This window comes from Aeromonas lacus (assembly GCF_000764665.1).
GTDB classification, from domain to species: Bacteria; Pseudomonadota; Gammaproteobacteria; order Enterobacterales; family Aeromonadaceae; genus Aeromonas; species Aeromonas lacus.
In genome coordinates this window covers 1-14,161 of the sequence record NZ_JRGM01000052.1, presented here as the reverse complement: position 1 = coordinate 14,161, position 14,161 = coordinate 1, and the positions used below count along the sequence as shown (strand labels likewise).

General features: G+C 49.5%; 15 protein-coding genes and 1 pseudogene. 6 read left to right on the top strand and 10 right to left on the bottom strand.

Annotated elements, in window-relative coordinates; all coding sequences use genetic code 11:
- The 6 genes and pseudogenes from LG31_RS21585 to LG31_RS0107300 form a co-directional block, all read right to left on the bottom strand.
- Positions 1-231: pseudogene (locus LG31_RS21585) on the bottom strand (capsid protein); the annotation flags it as partial.
- A 53-nt stretch (positions 232-284) separates the two neighbouring features.
- Positions 285-794 carry a hypothetical protein gene (locus LG31_RS0107325; RefSeq protein WP_033113829.1) on the bottom strand — a complete coding sequence of 170 codons (510 nt, stop codon included), beginning with the start codon at positions 792-794 and terminating at the stop codon, positions 285-287.
- 235 nt (positions 795-1,029) lie between these two features.
- Positions 1,030-2,088 carry a ParB/Srx family N-terminal domain-containing protein gene (locus LG31_RS20125; protein WP_050513425.1) on the bottom strand — a complete coding sequence of 353 codons (1,059 nt, stop codon included), beginning with the start codon at positions 2,086-2,088 and terminating at the stop codon, positions 1,030-1,032.
- Positions 2,089-2,689: 601 nt separating this feature from the next.
- Complete coding sequence (locus LG31_RS0107315) at positions 2,690-3,262, bottom strand: hypothetical protein (protein ID WP_033113828.1); 573 nt, start codon at positions 3,260-3,262, stop codon at positions 2,690-2,692.
- 461 nt (positions 3,263-3,723) lie between these two features.
- On the bottom strand, positions 3,724-4,293 hold the full coding sequence (locus LG31_RS0107310) for a recombinase family protein (RefSeq protein ID WP_033113827.1): 570 nt from the start codon (positions 4,291-4,293) through the stop codon (positions 3,724-3,726).
- 791 nt (positions 4,294-5,084) lie between these two features.
- Positions 5,085-5,375 (bottom strand): YciI family protein, encoded by a 291-nt coding sequence (locus LG31_RS0107300; protein WP_033113826.1) that lies wholly within the window; start codon positions 5,373-5,375, stop codon positions 5,085-5,087.
- A gap of 268 nt (positions 5,376-5,643) precedes the next feature.
- Between LG31_RS0107300 and LG31_RS0107295 the strand changes: the two genes are divergently transcribed.
- Positions 5,644-6,024 (top strand): DUF2513 domain-containing protein, encoded by a 381-nt coding sequence (locus tag LG31_RS0107295; protein WP_033113825.1) that lies wholly within the window; start codon positions 5,644-5,646, stop codon positions 6,022-6,024.
- 95 nt (positions 6,025-6,119) lie between these two features.
- Here LG31_RS0107295 and LG31_RS0107290 read toward each other — a convergent pair whose 3' ends face one another.
- The gene (locus LG31_RS0107290) at positions 6,120-6,638 is read right to left on the bottom strand and encodes a hypothetical protein (RefSeq protein ID WP_033113824.1); all 519 of its coding nucleotides are present in this window, start codon (positions 6,636-6,638) and stop codon (positions 6,120-6,122) included.
- 269 nt (positions 6,639-6,907) lie between these two features.
- On the bottom strand, positions 6,908-7,567 hold the full coding sequence (locus tag LG31_RS0107280; protein WP_152598327.1) for a helix-turn-helix domain-containing protein: 660 nt from the start codon (positions 7,565-7,567) through the stop codon (positions 6,908-6,910).
- Between the two features lie 76 nt (positions 7,568-7,643).
- Here LG31_RS0107280 and thiI point away from each other — a divergent pair, with 76 nt between their 5' ends.
- Positions 7,644-9,092, top strand: coding sequence for a tRNA uracil 4-sulfurtransferase ThiI (gene thiI, locus LG31_RS0107275; protein ID WP_033113822.1), 1,449 nt, complete (start codon positions 7,644-7,646; stop codon positions 9,090-9,092).
- A 74-nt stretch (positions 9,093-9,166) separates the two neighbouring features.
- Here thiI and LG31_RS0107270 read toward each other — a convergent pair whose 3' ends face one another.
- Positions 9,167-9,559 carry a hypothetical protein gene (locus tag LG31_RS0107270; protein WP_033113821.1) on the bottom strand — a complete coding sequence of 131 codons (393 nt, stop codon included), beginning with the start codon at positions 9,557-9,559 and terminating at the stop codon, positions 9,167-9,169.
- Between the two features lie 92 nt (positions 9,560-9,651).
- Positions 9,652-10,287 (bottom strand): trimeric intracellular cation channel family protein, encoded by a 636-nt coding sequence (locus LG31_RS0107265; RefSeq protein WP_033113820.1) that lies wholly within the window; start codon positions 10,285-10,287, stop codon positions 9,652-9,654.
- A gap of 381 nt (positions 10,288-10,668) precedes the next feature.
- On the opposite strand from LG31_RS0107265, the gene flaB (LG31_RS0107260) reads away from it, so the two are divergent.
- The 4 genes from flaB (LG31_RS0107260) to LG31_RS0107245 form a co-directional block, all read left to right on the top strand.
- Complete coding sequence (flaB, locus tag LG31_RS0107260; RefSeq protein ID WP_033113819.1) at positions 10,669-11,577, top strand: flagellin B; 909 nt, start codon at positions 10,669-10,671, stop codon at positions 11,575-11,577.
- A 577-nt stretch (positions 11,578-12,154) separates the two neighbouring features.
- Entirely contained in the window at positions 12,155-13,060 is a 906-nt protein-coding gene (flaB, locus tag LG31_RS0107255) for a flagellin B (protein ID WP_033113818.1), read from the top strand.
- A 38-nt stretch (positions 13,061-13,098) separates the two neighbouring features.
- Positions 13,099-13,542, top strand: a complete 444-nt coding sequence (locus LG31_RS0107250; RefSeq protein WP_033113817.1) for a flagellar protein FlaG — start codon at positions 13,099-13,101, stop codon at positions 13,540-13,542.
- Between the two features lie 26 nt (positions 13,543-13,568).
- Positions 13,569-14,161, top strand: a 593-nt coding sequence (locus tag LG31_RS0107245; RefSeq protein WP_033113816.1) for a flagellar cap protein FliD N-terminal domain-containing protein, incomplete at its 3' end; no start/stop codon positions are given.

Genomic DNA, 14,161 nt, shown 5'->3' with positions numbered 1-14,161 from the left:
ATACCGAGCTGTTCGGACAAAGCTAATCATTGGGAAATCAAATGATTTACCATTTCGCAGAATACGCTTACTAATAGTACGCAGAGCAAAGCAATGGTCTTTAAAACATGTCAGCACTTCACCAGCGAACAATTTACGGTACAAGGCACGGGGATCACCAGTACCATTAATTTGACCTGGAATACTTGGGGTTTGCTGGATAGGGAAATTATCGTTGTTATAGTTATTCAAATTATTCTTTCTTCTATTATTTATTGTTGTTATGGGTACTCTCTATCGTTCAATCAACGCACGTTGTTCTTGAACATGACATGCTTATAGATAGCCTTGCTTGTGTAACGGGCACCTCTTGTAATGTTCTTAATGTAATAAGGTGTGTAGTCCTTACCGTTAATCTCACTGAGTAGAGCTGCTACATAATCTTCATGGATTAGGTCTAGGTTCCATAGAATCAGGTAGACCACATTATTCCAAGCGTTTGACTCACCAATTATTTGTTGCACACCTTCAGGATAACAGGAGCGGTTAACAGGAATGTGAGGCTTCTTTGGGAAGTGCGCACCGTTCTTAGCTGCTGTTTCTTTCAGGTATTTACGGACAAGGTAATTAGGTGAACTCAGGGCCATCTTCCTGCATTCCTCTAATCGTTTCTCTGGATCAGTATGTTCTGCTAGGTCAGCCTTCAGTTGTTCATTCTCTTCCTCTGCTTTATTAAGACGCTCTTGCAATGAATTAATTTCAGATTGCAGGGCATCTTCTGTTATGGTGGAGAATAGGCGCTTGAGAAGTTGCATTTGTTTGCCCTCTATTACAAAAATGGTGATAGAAATAGATAGTGAAGGCTAGAAAGAGAGAGCAAAGGTTCGTCTCTTCTATAGTCAGGGTTTATTCTATTGGTGGTTTAGGGATGGAAATGAGGATGGGGAGTGTGTTGCATTTTACGGATTCCGCATTTTTACACGCCCCATTCTTGTCCTGTGTTTTATCTGCGCCCCACACATTCCGCCCAAAGGGCTATTTGTGTGAGTGTCATTTTGCCTGTGTGGGGAGTGCATCACGCTTAGCAAAACGAGCACGTTGTTTAGCCAGTTCTTCCTCAAATACTGATTGTGCCTTTGCCAGTTCCTTATTTAGCATTTCAATTGCAGCTACCATTTTGCTTAGAGCTTCTGCACCTTCCAAGATCTCACGCTCTAGCCGTTCCTCTGGTGTCTCTGGATGGTCTGGCTTCTTATGCTTGGGTTCAAACACTGATAGGTCAATAGGAGGGAGAGGGCTTTCGTTACCAAGAATCTCATCCTTATTCATCAGTTCCTCTGCAAGAGAAGACAAGTATGCGCCTGTATCTTCTACCCGTGTTTCATGTGGATTAGAAGTTGGAAGCAATTGAATAACACTTGGTTCGTTTGGGGTGTAACATTTTACGGATTCCGTATTTTGTGCGAGTTTCCCGCGAATCCTAGTAACTGTTGATTGCTCCATCTTGAACAGTTTAGCAATAGCCCCATCACTCTTGCCCTCAAGGTGCAGCTTCATTACTGCTGCATCCCGCTTCTCTTTGCAAATCTGAGACAGCGAAGGGTGTGGTTCTTTCTCCGTTCCGAAGTAATCACAGTAGCCTGCACGAACCCTTGGAATGGGAGCACCAATAGCCTCAGCGATTTTCAAAATGTCAGGTTCAAACACGTTCTTCATGTATGCCCCAGACTCCAGCTCCATCAGTGATTCAATGATGTAGTGGTAGTCAGCCTCAGTATTGCTCTTGCCGTGAGCCACATTGGCCCCCCTTGCAAGCAGGCGTACTTCCTCAAAGTCTTCAACTTCGATACATTCCCACTGACCAGCAGGAATCTCTTCAAACCCTTTCTTACAGTAAGCATGATGGCGGTGGAATCCATCTACAAGATAATACGTATCATCAAGCAGAGCGATCTTTATTGGAGTCTTAAACTTGATCCCTCGCTCGATAAGATCCTCCATGCTTGCAATTACTGCTTGGTCTGTATCTACACGGTATTGAGTGCCTGCATAGTCTTTGATTCTTTTAATTGATAGAGGCTCTTTGGAGCGTCCGTTATAAGTAGCCATGCTGTTTGGTTCCTCTGTTGGAGAATTTGAATGCGGAGGACTGTTCCTCTATGCTCAGGGAATCATTCCATTCAAGACGCTAGAAAGCACAATTATTATTAAGAGGCGAACAGGTATTTCCATTTGGGGTGGCCATTTTACCGGATTCCGGTTTTTTGGACGCTCCATCCTTGTCCCTATTTAATTGTTGATAGGTGAACCCAGCAGGACAATCTATAGAGAGGTTCATCTGGGGTCATGCAAAATGCGCAATCCGTAAAATGCATTGGTTCATCTGAGACATAACAATCAGCAAGACCACCTGCACGGTAAATCGGGCTGACCTTCTTTAAGACCCATCTTGCCTCTTGTGCTTCTTCTGTTGGGGATGATCTTGGTTATTAATAATGTTGATAAAACAAAAAAAATGGTCTTGGAGAATGTCAATCAGGTTTACCCAAAGATCTCGGGCCTTTGTGTTGTCTGATTCTGTCTACAAGATCTCTACCTGTTTTATTTTAATTGTTATTACTAATGTTCATTATCTTGGAGTCTCTGGGAAAGATCTCATTGTTGTCTAATAGAGTTCTAAGAGATCTTCCTTAGCATACTACACTTATTTTCAATCGAGTCTTTCACTCATAGCCAGCCGTTCTAATGCCAAGTGCGCAACACGGAGCTGAGGGAAAATCTTCTTAACGTAATCGTCCCCGCATTCCCAGAACTCCTTGATCGTGGCAGAGCTAATCTCGCTGTATGTCTTGTAGAAGTTGAACAGGAGGCGGCCTGAAGTGTCTTTGGTGTTGTCCTTCTTCGACTGGAAGAGACGGCCTGCACCAACAAACAGATCATCCAGAGCAGGCAATAGAGCGAATGAGAGGCCAAGCAGACGATCCCTCATGGCTGAGTTGTCAATGATGATAGGTGGCCGTCCTGCTTTCTTCTGCTCCTTCTCCTGTCCCTTCTCTTGCTGTGCTCCTGCTTGGGGAGACACACGGAGGAAATCAGCTATTGCTTCATCATCTGGGAACTCGAAGGGAGGACGGTTGTGTTTGTAGTACCAGTTCGCTTGTCGGGCACGTACCCGCTTCAATGTTGATTTGAACTCCTTGATCTCTTGTGGTGTGAGCGTAGGGAGAGGCTTTGGCTTAGTGCTGGGGAGAATGTTGGATTGAATGTTTGGTTGTGCGGTCATGTGGTTTGTTCTTGGATTGGTCTATCGGGTTGCTCAGGGGAAATTGGAGCATCTAGGTCAATCAGGTGATGGGACGGAAGAAGGGCTGATGGAGAACTAAGGGAGAACGAATTGAGAACTAAAAGAGGGCTGATAAAGCAGATTGTTGATAGGCGTAATGCTTGGGCAGGATAGCGAGCGGGAATGTTGAGGACAAGCTGAAGGGAATCAAGGAGTTAATCAGCGAGTAGATAGTTTATGGGTAACTGTTGGAGAGCTTCGAGTTGACCAAACAGGGGCGGACAGATGGACAGCAAGAGATTCAGCCACCAGAGCCCGCCTATGCGCCTCTCAGATCATCCTAGGCTGCATGAATGGCATTACATGGCCTTGTCACAGTCGATCTCACAGGAGCTTCTAGGGGCCTTCTCGTTCATTTAGTGGAGATTATTAAAAACAAGAAAGCCCCATACTTCATAACCTTACTGCTCTAGCTGGCCTTCATCCTTCATAGCCTTGGCTACCTTGTAGACCGTAGACCTACCGACCCCAAGTTCCTTTGCTATCTGTGATGGGCTCTTGTCTCCCTTCAGCAGGGCTTCCCGTATCGGTGCATCATCCAGAGTCCTTGGTCTGCCCATGTACTTCCCATCAGTCTTGGCCTTGGCGATCCCGTCCATCTGTCTCTCTTTACGTAGCTCTAACTCGAACTCAGCAAAGGCTCCCAGCATGGACAGCATCAGGCGGCCTTGTGCGCTCCCTGTGTCGATGGACTGATCCAGAACACGAAGGCTCACCCCTTTCTCTTCCAGCCCATTCACGATCTTCAGCAGGTCAGCCAGTGATCGACCCATCCGGTCTAGCTTGGTGATCATCACGGTGTCACCCTCTCGGACAAACTCAAGCATGGCCTGAAGCTGTGCCCTGTTCGTGGTGCTCTTACCGGATACCTTCTCTTGATAGACCTTCTCAGCCCCAGCTTCATGTAGCTTCTCAAGCTGAACATCAAGCGACTGACCTACAGAAGACACGCGAGCATAACCAACAATCATTTCTCTTTACCTCAATCCACTAGAGCCCATGCAGCAGCGGGAACCTTACCCACATCGAAACGCCTTCCAGACGCTATCTCAGCCCTTCGGTGATCTATGGCTGCCATGACCTTCAATTCCTCTTGGATGCCCGTAGCGGAAGCCTTGGAGAGCATACGAGCCGCTACAGTGTCTAGTGATTCCATCGTCTTGAATCGCCGGAGTTTTATCATCAAATCAATCATGTTAATTACTTCCATCCGTAACTCTTGACCATGCAAAGCGCCAGACATTACTCCATCCCAGAACGGTGTAGCTTGATCCGTCCATCCACAATCGGTAGATTCCGAACCCGAGTGCTTCAATCTTCATACTTACCCCACAGGTAGCGTGTTGATGTATCGCTCAGGCTTCCTCTAGTTGGCGCTAGGGGAGGCCATCACTCCATTCATAAGGCCCGCTACTGTCTACCAGAAGTCAAAGACCCTACGAGGACAGACTTTATAGACACTTAATGGACGGGTCAATACCTACCAAAAATAAATCCACTATGGGTATACCCTACGTGGACGGCTATGATACGGTTATCCCTGCCTTGGGGTTCCCTTGGCCTTGTCCTGCATTAGAGAGTTATGGTGATCGGTTGCCCGTAGTTAGGCATGGATGCAAGCAGCGGTGATCCTGTGCCTGCTTGAGGGGGGGGACGGGGGGAAACGGCGCGGCTTCATTACTCAAGATGCCCCCACAGATTTTTTGCAGAATTTACCGGAGGGGCTAAGATAATAGACCATGCGCCACAGGGAGGGCTTACATCAGACTTCCTTGAGGAAACTCAATTGGTAATTCGTCATACTAGGTACAAATTCAATAATTTCGTACTCAGCGATCATAGCTTTGTTAAACGGGTCTTCTTGTAGCACCTCTTCTAGCTCTTCCCGAGTCACTCCATTTGCCAAAATAATCCCTCCGATACGAGGAACTCTGCGACCAGATGCCAAGAATACACCAGCAGAATACTGACGTTCTAGCCATTCAATGTGAGCGGGAATAAGCCTATCTACGGATTCCAAATCTTTAACATAGGTAAGGGTAACAACAAACATTATTCATCCTCCTGAGAGATAAGCTCACTTTGTGTCTTGCTGTATAAAAACAACATAATGTGCTTCTACGTGAGATTTTGGTTCGTTATAGTACACAGAAGACTTTGAGATTTCACGAACTCGTCTAGCTGCATTGTTGTCCTCCTGTTCTATTCAGACACATAACTCACAAGATTAATAACAATCCCAATAATGATGAATTTACCAAGAAGGATTCATTAGGTAACATCTTGGTTATTGGGGCAATTTTCTGATGAAGGGGATTTAGATGAAACGTGATTGGGACTTGATCAGGGAAATGCTGACTAAGGTGGAAGGTATGAGTTGCTATGACTGCAACCTATCTATAGCTGCCTTCAAAATGGATACTTACGAAGAGCGCTATCTAGTCTCAGAGCACATGAAGCTATTGATTGATAAAGGTTTTATTTATGGCTCTATGCACCCAATAGCAGGAAGAGAACCAAAAGGCTTTTCTGTGAATGGGCTCACGTGGGACGGGCATGAATTCCTAGACTCAATCCGCAGCGATACCGTGTGGAACAAGACCAAAGAGACCTTTGAAACCAAGGGGCTCGACATGACCTTTGAGACGATCAAAGCCGTGGCTGCTGCTGCAATGACTACAATGCTTGGTCTTTCTGCATAACACCACAACAAGCCGCGCTCCTGCTTAAAATCTTGGCCACTATGGTACACGTAGAACTCAAGATTTCACGTAGGAGCGCTTTATGATGCGGAGGGTTAAGGCTCGACCTGCTCAAGGTGTCCTGCGGGTTCTATGCGTAGGAGATTGCGATCATTCATGAGGCTGTAGAAGAGGTTCCTGTTCTTCTCACTCAGAGAATCAAGATACTGCCTGACGATAATTGCCCTGTTCTTTACCTCTTCTGCAATCTCTTTGTCTTCCTGTTCCAGATACTCTTGCTCGTCAATCGTCAGCGGTTCTTCAAGGGACTCTATGTGCCTGATCGCTTCCATCCCCAGCGTGTAATAGTTGGCCTTGCTCTTGTAGCCTTCCCCGCCTTGATCAACATAGTGCTCGATCTCAATCAACTTGCGCTCAGTGAGCTGGAGCATTGCTTGCCGAAGTGCATGGTTACTCATGCCCAAATCTTCAGTTATTTCGCTCCTGTACGGCCTGACCGTGATTGAGCCTACTTCATCCATCAGGCTTGCCAGATACAAAGCCAGATTCTTTGCGTTGAAGGAACCAAAGGATCTTTCTGGGATTAGTGAGAACACATCGTAAATTGGTGTCATGGTAGCCTCTAACCGCGCTCCTGTTTAAATTCTTGGCGCTTATGGTATACGCAAATTTCACGTACAAACGCGAGATTATGCTCACTTAGCAGGAGCTTTAAACTTCGGGCCATTCTTCCAGCCCTGCACACGACCTGACCGCTTGCTGATCTTCCTGTAGCTCCCGCCTAGCAGAATCTCCCAGACGCGCCCATTCTCTTCCAGCACGGGAAATACCTGGCCCGTTTCAATGCCAAGCCCTGCACAAACACACACCACCACACCTTTCATCACCGCCCCCCTAAAGCAAACTGGTTGCAGTAGCCAGCAGCAGGGGAGGGGTCATTAAATTGACGCTGAATCTCTTCCCGTTTGCGCTTCAGAGCCTCCAAGGCGCTGCTGTTGTGGGCCATAGCCTCTTGCTTACGGGCTTCCCACTGCTCCGGTGTGCGGTTCAGTCTTGCGGTATCGACCTTTGCAACTGGTGATTTTTTCTTCTTGTCACTATTCACATTCTCGCGCGCGGGATCTTTCTTGTAGTTCTGTTTATGTAAGGGATCTAAAGGATTTAAAGAATTTAAAGACTTACCCTGACAGCCGTGACGGGAGGTGGTGACAAGTTGGCTAAAAAGAGAACGCACAGCAGGCCCCAACTTATACACAGACGGGAAGTTGAATCGCTCGTTCTCTGGGTGCTTACGCCGGAAGACGTTGAAGAAGTCGATCTCTTCCAGCTTCTTCAGTGCGCGTTGGACTGTTCGGGGGGAGTAAGCCGACTTGGCAGCAATGGTTTTGACGCATAAGGTAATCGCCCAGTCTTGCGCCTTATTTAGGCAACTGGCGATCACAAGGGCTACGTCTCGGGTGCTACGAGTGCCAAACGTGTTAATCGGGAGCTTGGCTAGGGTAGCTACAATCTGGTCACTGTGAGATAATGTGAGTTTGGTCATGGTACGAATCGTTCTAAGAATCTTACCAAAGTAGCGTCCTAAGTCACTGTTTTTACTGGAATTATAAAGAGCCCCCATGAAGTTCATTATCAAGCTGTTCCCGGAAATCACCATCAAGAGCAAGTCGGTTCGCCAGCGCTTTATCAAGATCCTGCAGGGCAATATCCGCAACGTCCTGCGCCGCTTCGACGACGATGCCCGCGTACGGATGGATTGGGACAAGCTGATCGTGAGCTCCCGCAATGACCAGTTCCGCGAGCAGGCTATCGAAGCTTTGGCCTGTATTCCGGGCATTCAGGCCTTCCTCGAGGTGCAGGCCAGCAAGTTTACCGATCTGCACGACATCTTCGAGCAGGTGAAAGTGGTGTGGGGCGACCAGCTCAAGGGCAAAACCTTCTGCGTGCGCGCCAAGCGCCACGGCAAGCATGAGTTCTCCTCCCTCGAGATTGAGCGTTACGTGGGGGGCGGTCTGAACCAGCACTGTGAAAGCAACGGTGTGCGCCTCAAGAACCCGGACGTGAAGATCAACCTCGAGATCGACGGCGAGGAGCTCTTCATCGTCAGCTCCATCCATCAGGGCCTGAGCGGCATGCCCATCGCGACCCAGGAAGATGTGCTGAGCCTCATCTCCGGTGGTTTTGACTCCGGTGTGGCCTCCTTCCAGTTCATCAAGCGTGGCTGCCGGGTGCACTACTGCTTCTTCAATCTGGGCGGCGCAGCCCACGAAATCGGCGTTAAGCAGGTGGCCTATCATCTGTGGAACCGCTTCGGTTCATCCCATCGGGTACGTTTCACCGCGGTCGACTTCGAGCCGGTGGTGGCCGAGATCCTCGAGAAGATCGACAACGGCCAGATGGGGGTGGTGCTCAAGCGGATGATGATGCGTGCCGCCGCCAAAGTGGCTGACGAGTTCCAGATCCCGGCGCTGGTGACCGGCGAGTGTGTGGGCCAGGTATCCAGCCAGACCCTCACCAACCTGAACGTCATCGACCGGGTGACCGACAAGGTGATCCTGCGCCCGCTTATCACTTGGGACAAGCCGGACATCATCAGTGAAGCCCGCCGCATCGGCACCCTGGAGTTCGCCGAGACCATGCCGGAGTATTGCGGTGTCATCTCCAAGAAGCCGACCGTGAAGGCCGATCTGACGCGCATTGAAGAGGAAGAGGGCAACTTCGACTTCGCCATTCTGGACAAGGTGGTGGCCGAGGCCCGTTACCTCGATATCCGTCGTATCGGTGAAGAGACCGCCGCCGAGGTGCAGGAAGTGGAGACTACCGCCGAGAGCGGTGACAACGAGGTGATCCTCGATATCCGCTCCATGGACGAGCACGACGAGAAGCCGTTGCTGGTGGAAGGGCGTGAGGTCATGCATATCCCCTTCTTCAAGCTGGCTACCGCCTTTGGCGATCTGCCCAAGGAGAAGACCTACCTGCTCTACTGTGATCGCGGTGTGATGAGCAAGCTGCAGGCGCTTTACCTGAAAGAGAAAGGCTTTGCCAACGTCAAAGTTTACCGTCCGTAATTTGACGCTCAATCTCCCATAAAAAATCCGGCCAATGTGCCGGATTTTTTATTTCACCTGTTTTGTCATGCCTGTCAGGGGCAGGGGACCGGGGTGAAGGAGTCCTGTCCCTGACAGCGCCAGCCCATCTCGGCTTCTCGCATCTGCCAGAGATTGTTGCTGCGATAGAGGGTCAGGATATAGAGCATGTCACTGTGGGCGCCATCCAGTGCGACAGAGAGCACCAGATCGTTATCCAGCTGCTGGGCGTGGATACGACTGGCCATGTCGCCATGGCCGACAAAGCGCAGTGCCACTTCCCGATAATCATTGACCCAGCCTTGCTGCTCGTTGCTGGCCTGACGTATTACCTGATTGAACTGCTGTACTGGCGCCGAGGCCAATCGACCAAACACCGCCTGTGCCTCGGCATGAAGTGCCGTCACGCTGGTGAGAAAGAGCGTGGCGAACATTCCGATCTTTTGCATGAGAAGTTCCGGCTAACAACAACTGTGTTGTATGACAACAGAAAAGCGCGTTTGGTTCAACGCGAAGCCCCGCACACTGTGCGGGGCTTCCCTCAATTGTTGCGCTGTAGAGAGAAGGTAGGCAGGGAGAGATGCCAGTAGATGGCTGCAACCCGCAGGCCAAATACGGCGCTCATGCAGATAAGCATGGCGGTGACCCGATCCATATCGGCTTCCAGTGCCAGCGTGTAGAGAATGCCGCCGAGGATACAGGCGGTGGCATAGATCTCTTTTTGCAGCACCATGGGCACTTCCCGGGCCAGCACATCGCGGATCATGCCGCCAGCTACCCCGGTCATGGTGCCCATCAACACAGCTATTAGCCCCGAAGTACCAAAGTTGAGGGCTTTCTGGGCGCCGATCACCGTAAAGAGGGCGAGTCCAAAGGCATCGGCTACCGGCAAGACATACCAGGGCATGCGGCGGGGCAGTTTGACCATCCACATACCGATGAGTGCCGTTGCAATGACCACCCAGATGTAGAGTGGGTCACGAACCCAAAACACGGGGGTAGCCCCAAGGATCATATCGCGAATGGTACCGCCACCGATGGCTGTGACTGCCGCCAAAACCATGACGCCAAATCCGTCCATTCTGAGCCGGCCCGCCACCAGAACCCCTGAAAACGCGAATACCGCAGTACCAAACATGTCGCTGATGTAAACAAGCTGCTCAACCACTGTCTGCATGGAAACAACTCACGTCAAATTGTTGATGGGGCGGCGATTTTAGGGGCTGGCGGCGTCAACCGCCAAGATGCAGCGGGCAAAATTGCGAGTCTGCCCCGATTTTTTTCCTCTTCGAGGAACCATCGGTGTCGTATGGGCGCTGGCTATGCGGCGGGAGGTGTGCTGATACGGGTCTTCCCATCTTCTCTTTCGTGACGATTTTTTTCTTAAGTAATTCCCTGACATGCCGATAAATAGGGTAAGCGGCGTTAATGCGATGAAGCGTTGAAAAAAATGCTAAAGACATCGAAAAACGAGCCGTTAAATAAGACGCATCGGGCACGAAACATAATAAAGCTCGAGCAAATAGAAGAGTAAATTTAATAGCTTAGGAGAATAGTCATGGGCCTTTATATCAACACCAACGTTTCATCGCTCAACGCTCAGCGTAACCTGATGAATACGACAAAATCACTGGATACATCCTACACCCGTTTGGCGTCTGGTCTGCGCATCAACAGCGCAAAAGACGATGCCGCCGGCCTGCAAATTTCCAACCGTTTGACCTCTCAGATCAACGGGCTGGATCAAGGTAACCGCAACGCCAACGATGGCATCTCTCTGGCACAAACTGCCGAAGGTGCGATGGATGAAGTAACCGGTATGCTGCAACGCATGCGTACCCTGGCACAGCAATCTGCCAACGGTTCCAACAACACTGATGACCGTACTGCATTGCAACAAGAATATGACCAGCTGATGACCGAAATTGATCGGGTATCAAAAGACACGACATTTGGTGGTCAGCAACTGCTAAATGGTGGTTACAAAGGAACATTCCAGGTCGGTGCTGATGCAACTCAGACCATTACCTTTAAAATGACCACTGCATTCAGTATCTCTGGTATGGCCTCCGCAACCAAAGGGAGCGCGACCATCGCTACAAGTGCTACGGGTGAGCCCTATACCATCAGCAAGACTACAACTGCCGTGACATCCACTAGTGTCAGCAGCATCAAGGCGGCCAGCTCGGCTCAGTTAGCGATGGCCAACCTGGACTTTATGATCAAGGTTGTGGATAGCAAACGTGCTGAATTGGGTGCTGTACAAAACCGGTTCGATTCGACAATTCGTAACCAGGCAAACGTCTCTGAAAACGTCAGTGCAGCACGTTCACGGATCCGTGATGCGGACTTTGCGACCGAAACTGCAAACCTGACCAAACAGAATATTTTGCAACAGGCTGCTTCGACCATACTGTCTCAGGCTAACCAGCGCCCTCAATCTGCACTGTCGCTGCTGCAAGGCTAACAAAAGAAAACAGGGCGGTTGTTCAGGCCGCCCTGGTCAAGAGATGGAACAAAGGGGTGTTCGGGTTCGCACTCTGTTCTATCGGGAGAGATATAATTCTCTACTAGTAATGCCAAGTGTTGTCCAGCTGTTCAGTTCTGTCACGCTTGGTCATATTCTCCTGAGCATACGCTCTGTTTTAGGCCGGTTTACCGGCCTCTTTTTTTATTGTGGCGCCAAGATAGCGTCACTCTTCCAAAGTCAAAGCACAAAACATGCCAATATCTTTGATGCCCTCCTGATAGCGTTTCCTCCGTCGTACGTTTTCTATCCGCCCTCTATGTTTGCCGCTTGCCGGATAATTCTTGCCGCCTTCGGCAACAATTTTCCTAAAGGTTATGTGAATGTGGCCGTTAACCTAGATGAAGCAATCGAGGGGTGTTCGGAATCCAACGTTTGCACTACTGCGGGTGGCTGTCCGTTCAAACAGACACCCGCCTGAAGAGACAGGAATGTTCAACCTTCTCTTCAAACGGTGGGCCGTCGTGCAGTTTTGACGACGCAACCTGCAGTCGCATGTTCTTCGGGAGAATATTTTATGGCCATGTACATCAACACAAATATTTCATCACTGAACGCCCAGCGTAACCTGATGAATACCAACAAGTCTCTGGATACCTCCTATACCAGGTTGGCATCCGGTCTTCGTATCAACACTGCCAAGGATGATGCTGCCGGTCTGCAGATCTCCAACCGTTTGACATCTCAGATCAACGGCCTCGATCAAGGTAACCGCAACGCCAACGACGGTATTTCTGTCGCACAAACAGCAGAAGGTGCAATGGATGAAGTGACCTCCATGCTCCAACGTATGCGTACCTTGGCTCAGCAATCTTCAAACGGTTCTAACAACACTGATGACCGTACTGCTTTGCAACAGGAGTACGACCAGCTGACAACCGAGATCAACCGTATCTCCAACGACACCACTTTTGGTGGTCAAAAACTACTCGATGGCAAATATAAAGGGTCGTTCCAGGTTGGTGCTGATGCTACCCAGACCATCACCTTCAAGATGACCTCTGCGTTTACCATCAGTGGTATTGCAGCTTCTACCAAAGGCAGTGCTACTGTTGCAACCAGCGCATCCGGTGAACCCTACACCGTCACTAAGGCTACTACTGCCGTCACATCTACCAGTGTCAGCAGCATTAAAGCGGCCAGTTCTGCTCAACTCGCCATGGCAAACCTTGATTTCATGATCAAGGCGGTTGATAGCAAACGAGCAGAGTTGGGTGCAGTGCAGAACCGCTTTGACTCCACCATTCGCAACCAGTCCAACGTCTCTGAAAACCTGAGCGCAGCACGCTCTCGTATCCGTGACGCAGACTTCGCGACAGAGACTGCCAACCTGACCAAGCAGAATATCCTGCAACAGGCTGCATCCAGTATCCTGGCGCAAGCCAACCAGAGACCGCAATCTGCTCTGTCCCTGCTGGGTTAACAGAAAAGCAGTGATGAGATAGCAAAAGGAGCGACGATATGGCCAATGAAATTGGGATCCCGTCATCGGTCACTCCTTCTTCTCTTCAGTCAAGTAGCAAGAGCGGCCAACCGGCCGCTCAAGTGCTATCTGGTACAACAGAAGAGCAGCGGGTGACGGCACAACCGGATGTGAAAAAACAGCAAGACAGTCAGGCAGGAGAAAAAAACACCAAGCAGAATATGTCGAATGCAGATATTGAAAATGAGGTACAAAACTTGCAAGAGTTCAGCAAGTTGCAAGGTTGGACAGTCAATTTCAGTGTTGAAAAAGATCTGGATCAGGTTGTGATCAAGGTAGTAGACGCTGAGACCAAGTCAATGATCCGGCAGATCCCTAGCGAAGAGTTGCTCGCTATCAGCAAACGAATCAAGGATCTGCGTGATAGCAATGGTACGGTTGGAAATTCGCGCGTCGGACTACTGCTTGATAACGAGATCTGATACGAAGAGTTAAGAGGAGAGTGAGTATGCCTACTATTACGTCTGCTGGTGCCGGTTCGGGACTCGACTTGGAGTCAGTGATTGCTGCTAGCGTCAATGCCAAAAAGGCGCAACTGATGCAGCCTATCACCACCAAAAAGACTAATGCTCAGATTACTCTCTCCGGTGTCGGGCAGCTCAAGTCAGCCATCTCCTCTTTCGTCACAACTTTGCAGGCGATGGCAAAGGATGATGCATTCAACAAGCGTTCAATTGACATTACCCAAGACAAAGATAAACCCGTGCTAAAGGTGGAGAGCAAGACGGGAGCTTCCAATGGGCAATATGACATCAGTGTTGAGCAATTGGCCAAAACCAGTAAATTCGAAGGTAGCTTTGACTCCTCGACGACACCGCTTATTACCCGAGACGGAAAATTGACGTTAAAGGCTGGTGACAAGAGCTTTGATGTGGACGTCAAAGCTGGGGATTCTCTGCAGTCTATTCGTAAGCGTATCAACAATGACGCCAATAACTTTGGTTTAAGCGTCAACATCATGAATACGTCAGATGGCAAATCAAAGTTGGTGATTGATTCCGGGGTTAGCGGCAGCGGCAAGGATTTGGAGATCACTGGTAG

Coding starts and splice junctions, on each gene's coding strand:
- LG31_RS0107325 (WP_033113829.1), bottom strand. CDS start 794: ATGCAACTTCTCAAGCGCCTATTCTCCACCATAACAGAAGATGCCCTG.
- LG31_RS20125 (WP_050513425.1), bottom strand. CDS start 2,088: ATGGCTACTTATAACGGACGCTCCAAAGAGCCTCTATCAATTAAAAGA.
- LG31_RS0107315 (WP_033113828.1), bottom strand. CDS start 3,262: ATGACCGCACAACCAAACATTCAATCCAACATTCTCCCCAGCACTAAG.
- LG31_RS0107310 (WP_033113827.1), bottom strand. CDS start 4,293: ATGATTGTTGGTTATGCTCGCGTGTCTTCTGTAGGTCAGTCGCTTGAT.
- LG31_RS0107300 (WP_033113826.1), bottom strand. CDS start 5,375: ATGTTTGTTGTTACCCTTACCTATGTTAAAGATTTGGAATCCGTAGAT.
- LG31_RS0107295 (WP_033113825.1), top strand. CDS start 5,644: ATGAAACGTGATTGGGACTTGATCAGGGAAATGCTGACTAAGGTGGAA.
- LG31_RS0107290 (WP_033113824.1), bottom strand. CDS start 6,638: ATGACACCAATTTACGATGTGTTCTCACTAATCCCAGAAAGATCCTTT.
- LG31_RS0107280 (WP_152598327.1), bottom strand. CDS start 7,567: ATGACCAAACTCACATTATCTCACAGTGACCAGATTGTAGCTACCCTA.
- thiI (WP_033113822.1), top strand. CDS start 7,644: ATGAAGTTCATTATCAAGCTGTTCCCGGAAATCACCATCAAGAGCAAG.
- LG31_RS0107270 (WP_033113821.1), bottom strand. CDS start 9,559: ATGCAAAAGATCGGAATGTTCGCCACGCTCTTTCTCACCAGCGTGACG.
- LG31_RS0107265 (WP_033113820.1), bottom strand. CDS start 10,287: ATGCAGACAGTGGTTGAGCAGCTTGTTTACATCAGCGACATGTTTGGT.
- flaB (WP_033113819.1), top strand. CDS start 10,669: ATGGGCCTTTATATCAACACCAACGTTTCATCGCTCAACGCTCAGCGT.
- flaB (WP_033113818.1), top strand. CDS start 12,155: ATGGCCATGTACATCAACACAAATATTTCATCACTGAACGCCCAGCGT.
- LG31_RS0107250 (WP_033113817.1), top strand. CDS start 13,099: ATGGCCAATGAAATTGGGATCCCGTCATCGGTCACTCCTTCTTCTCTT.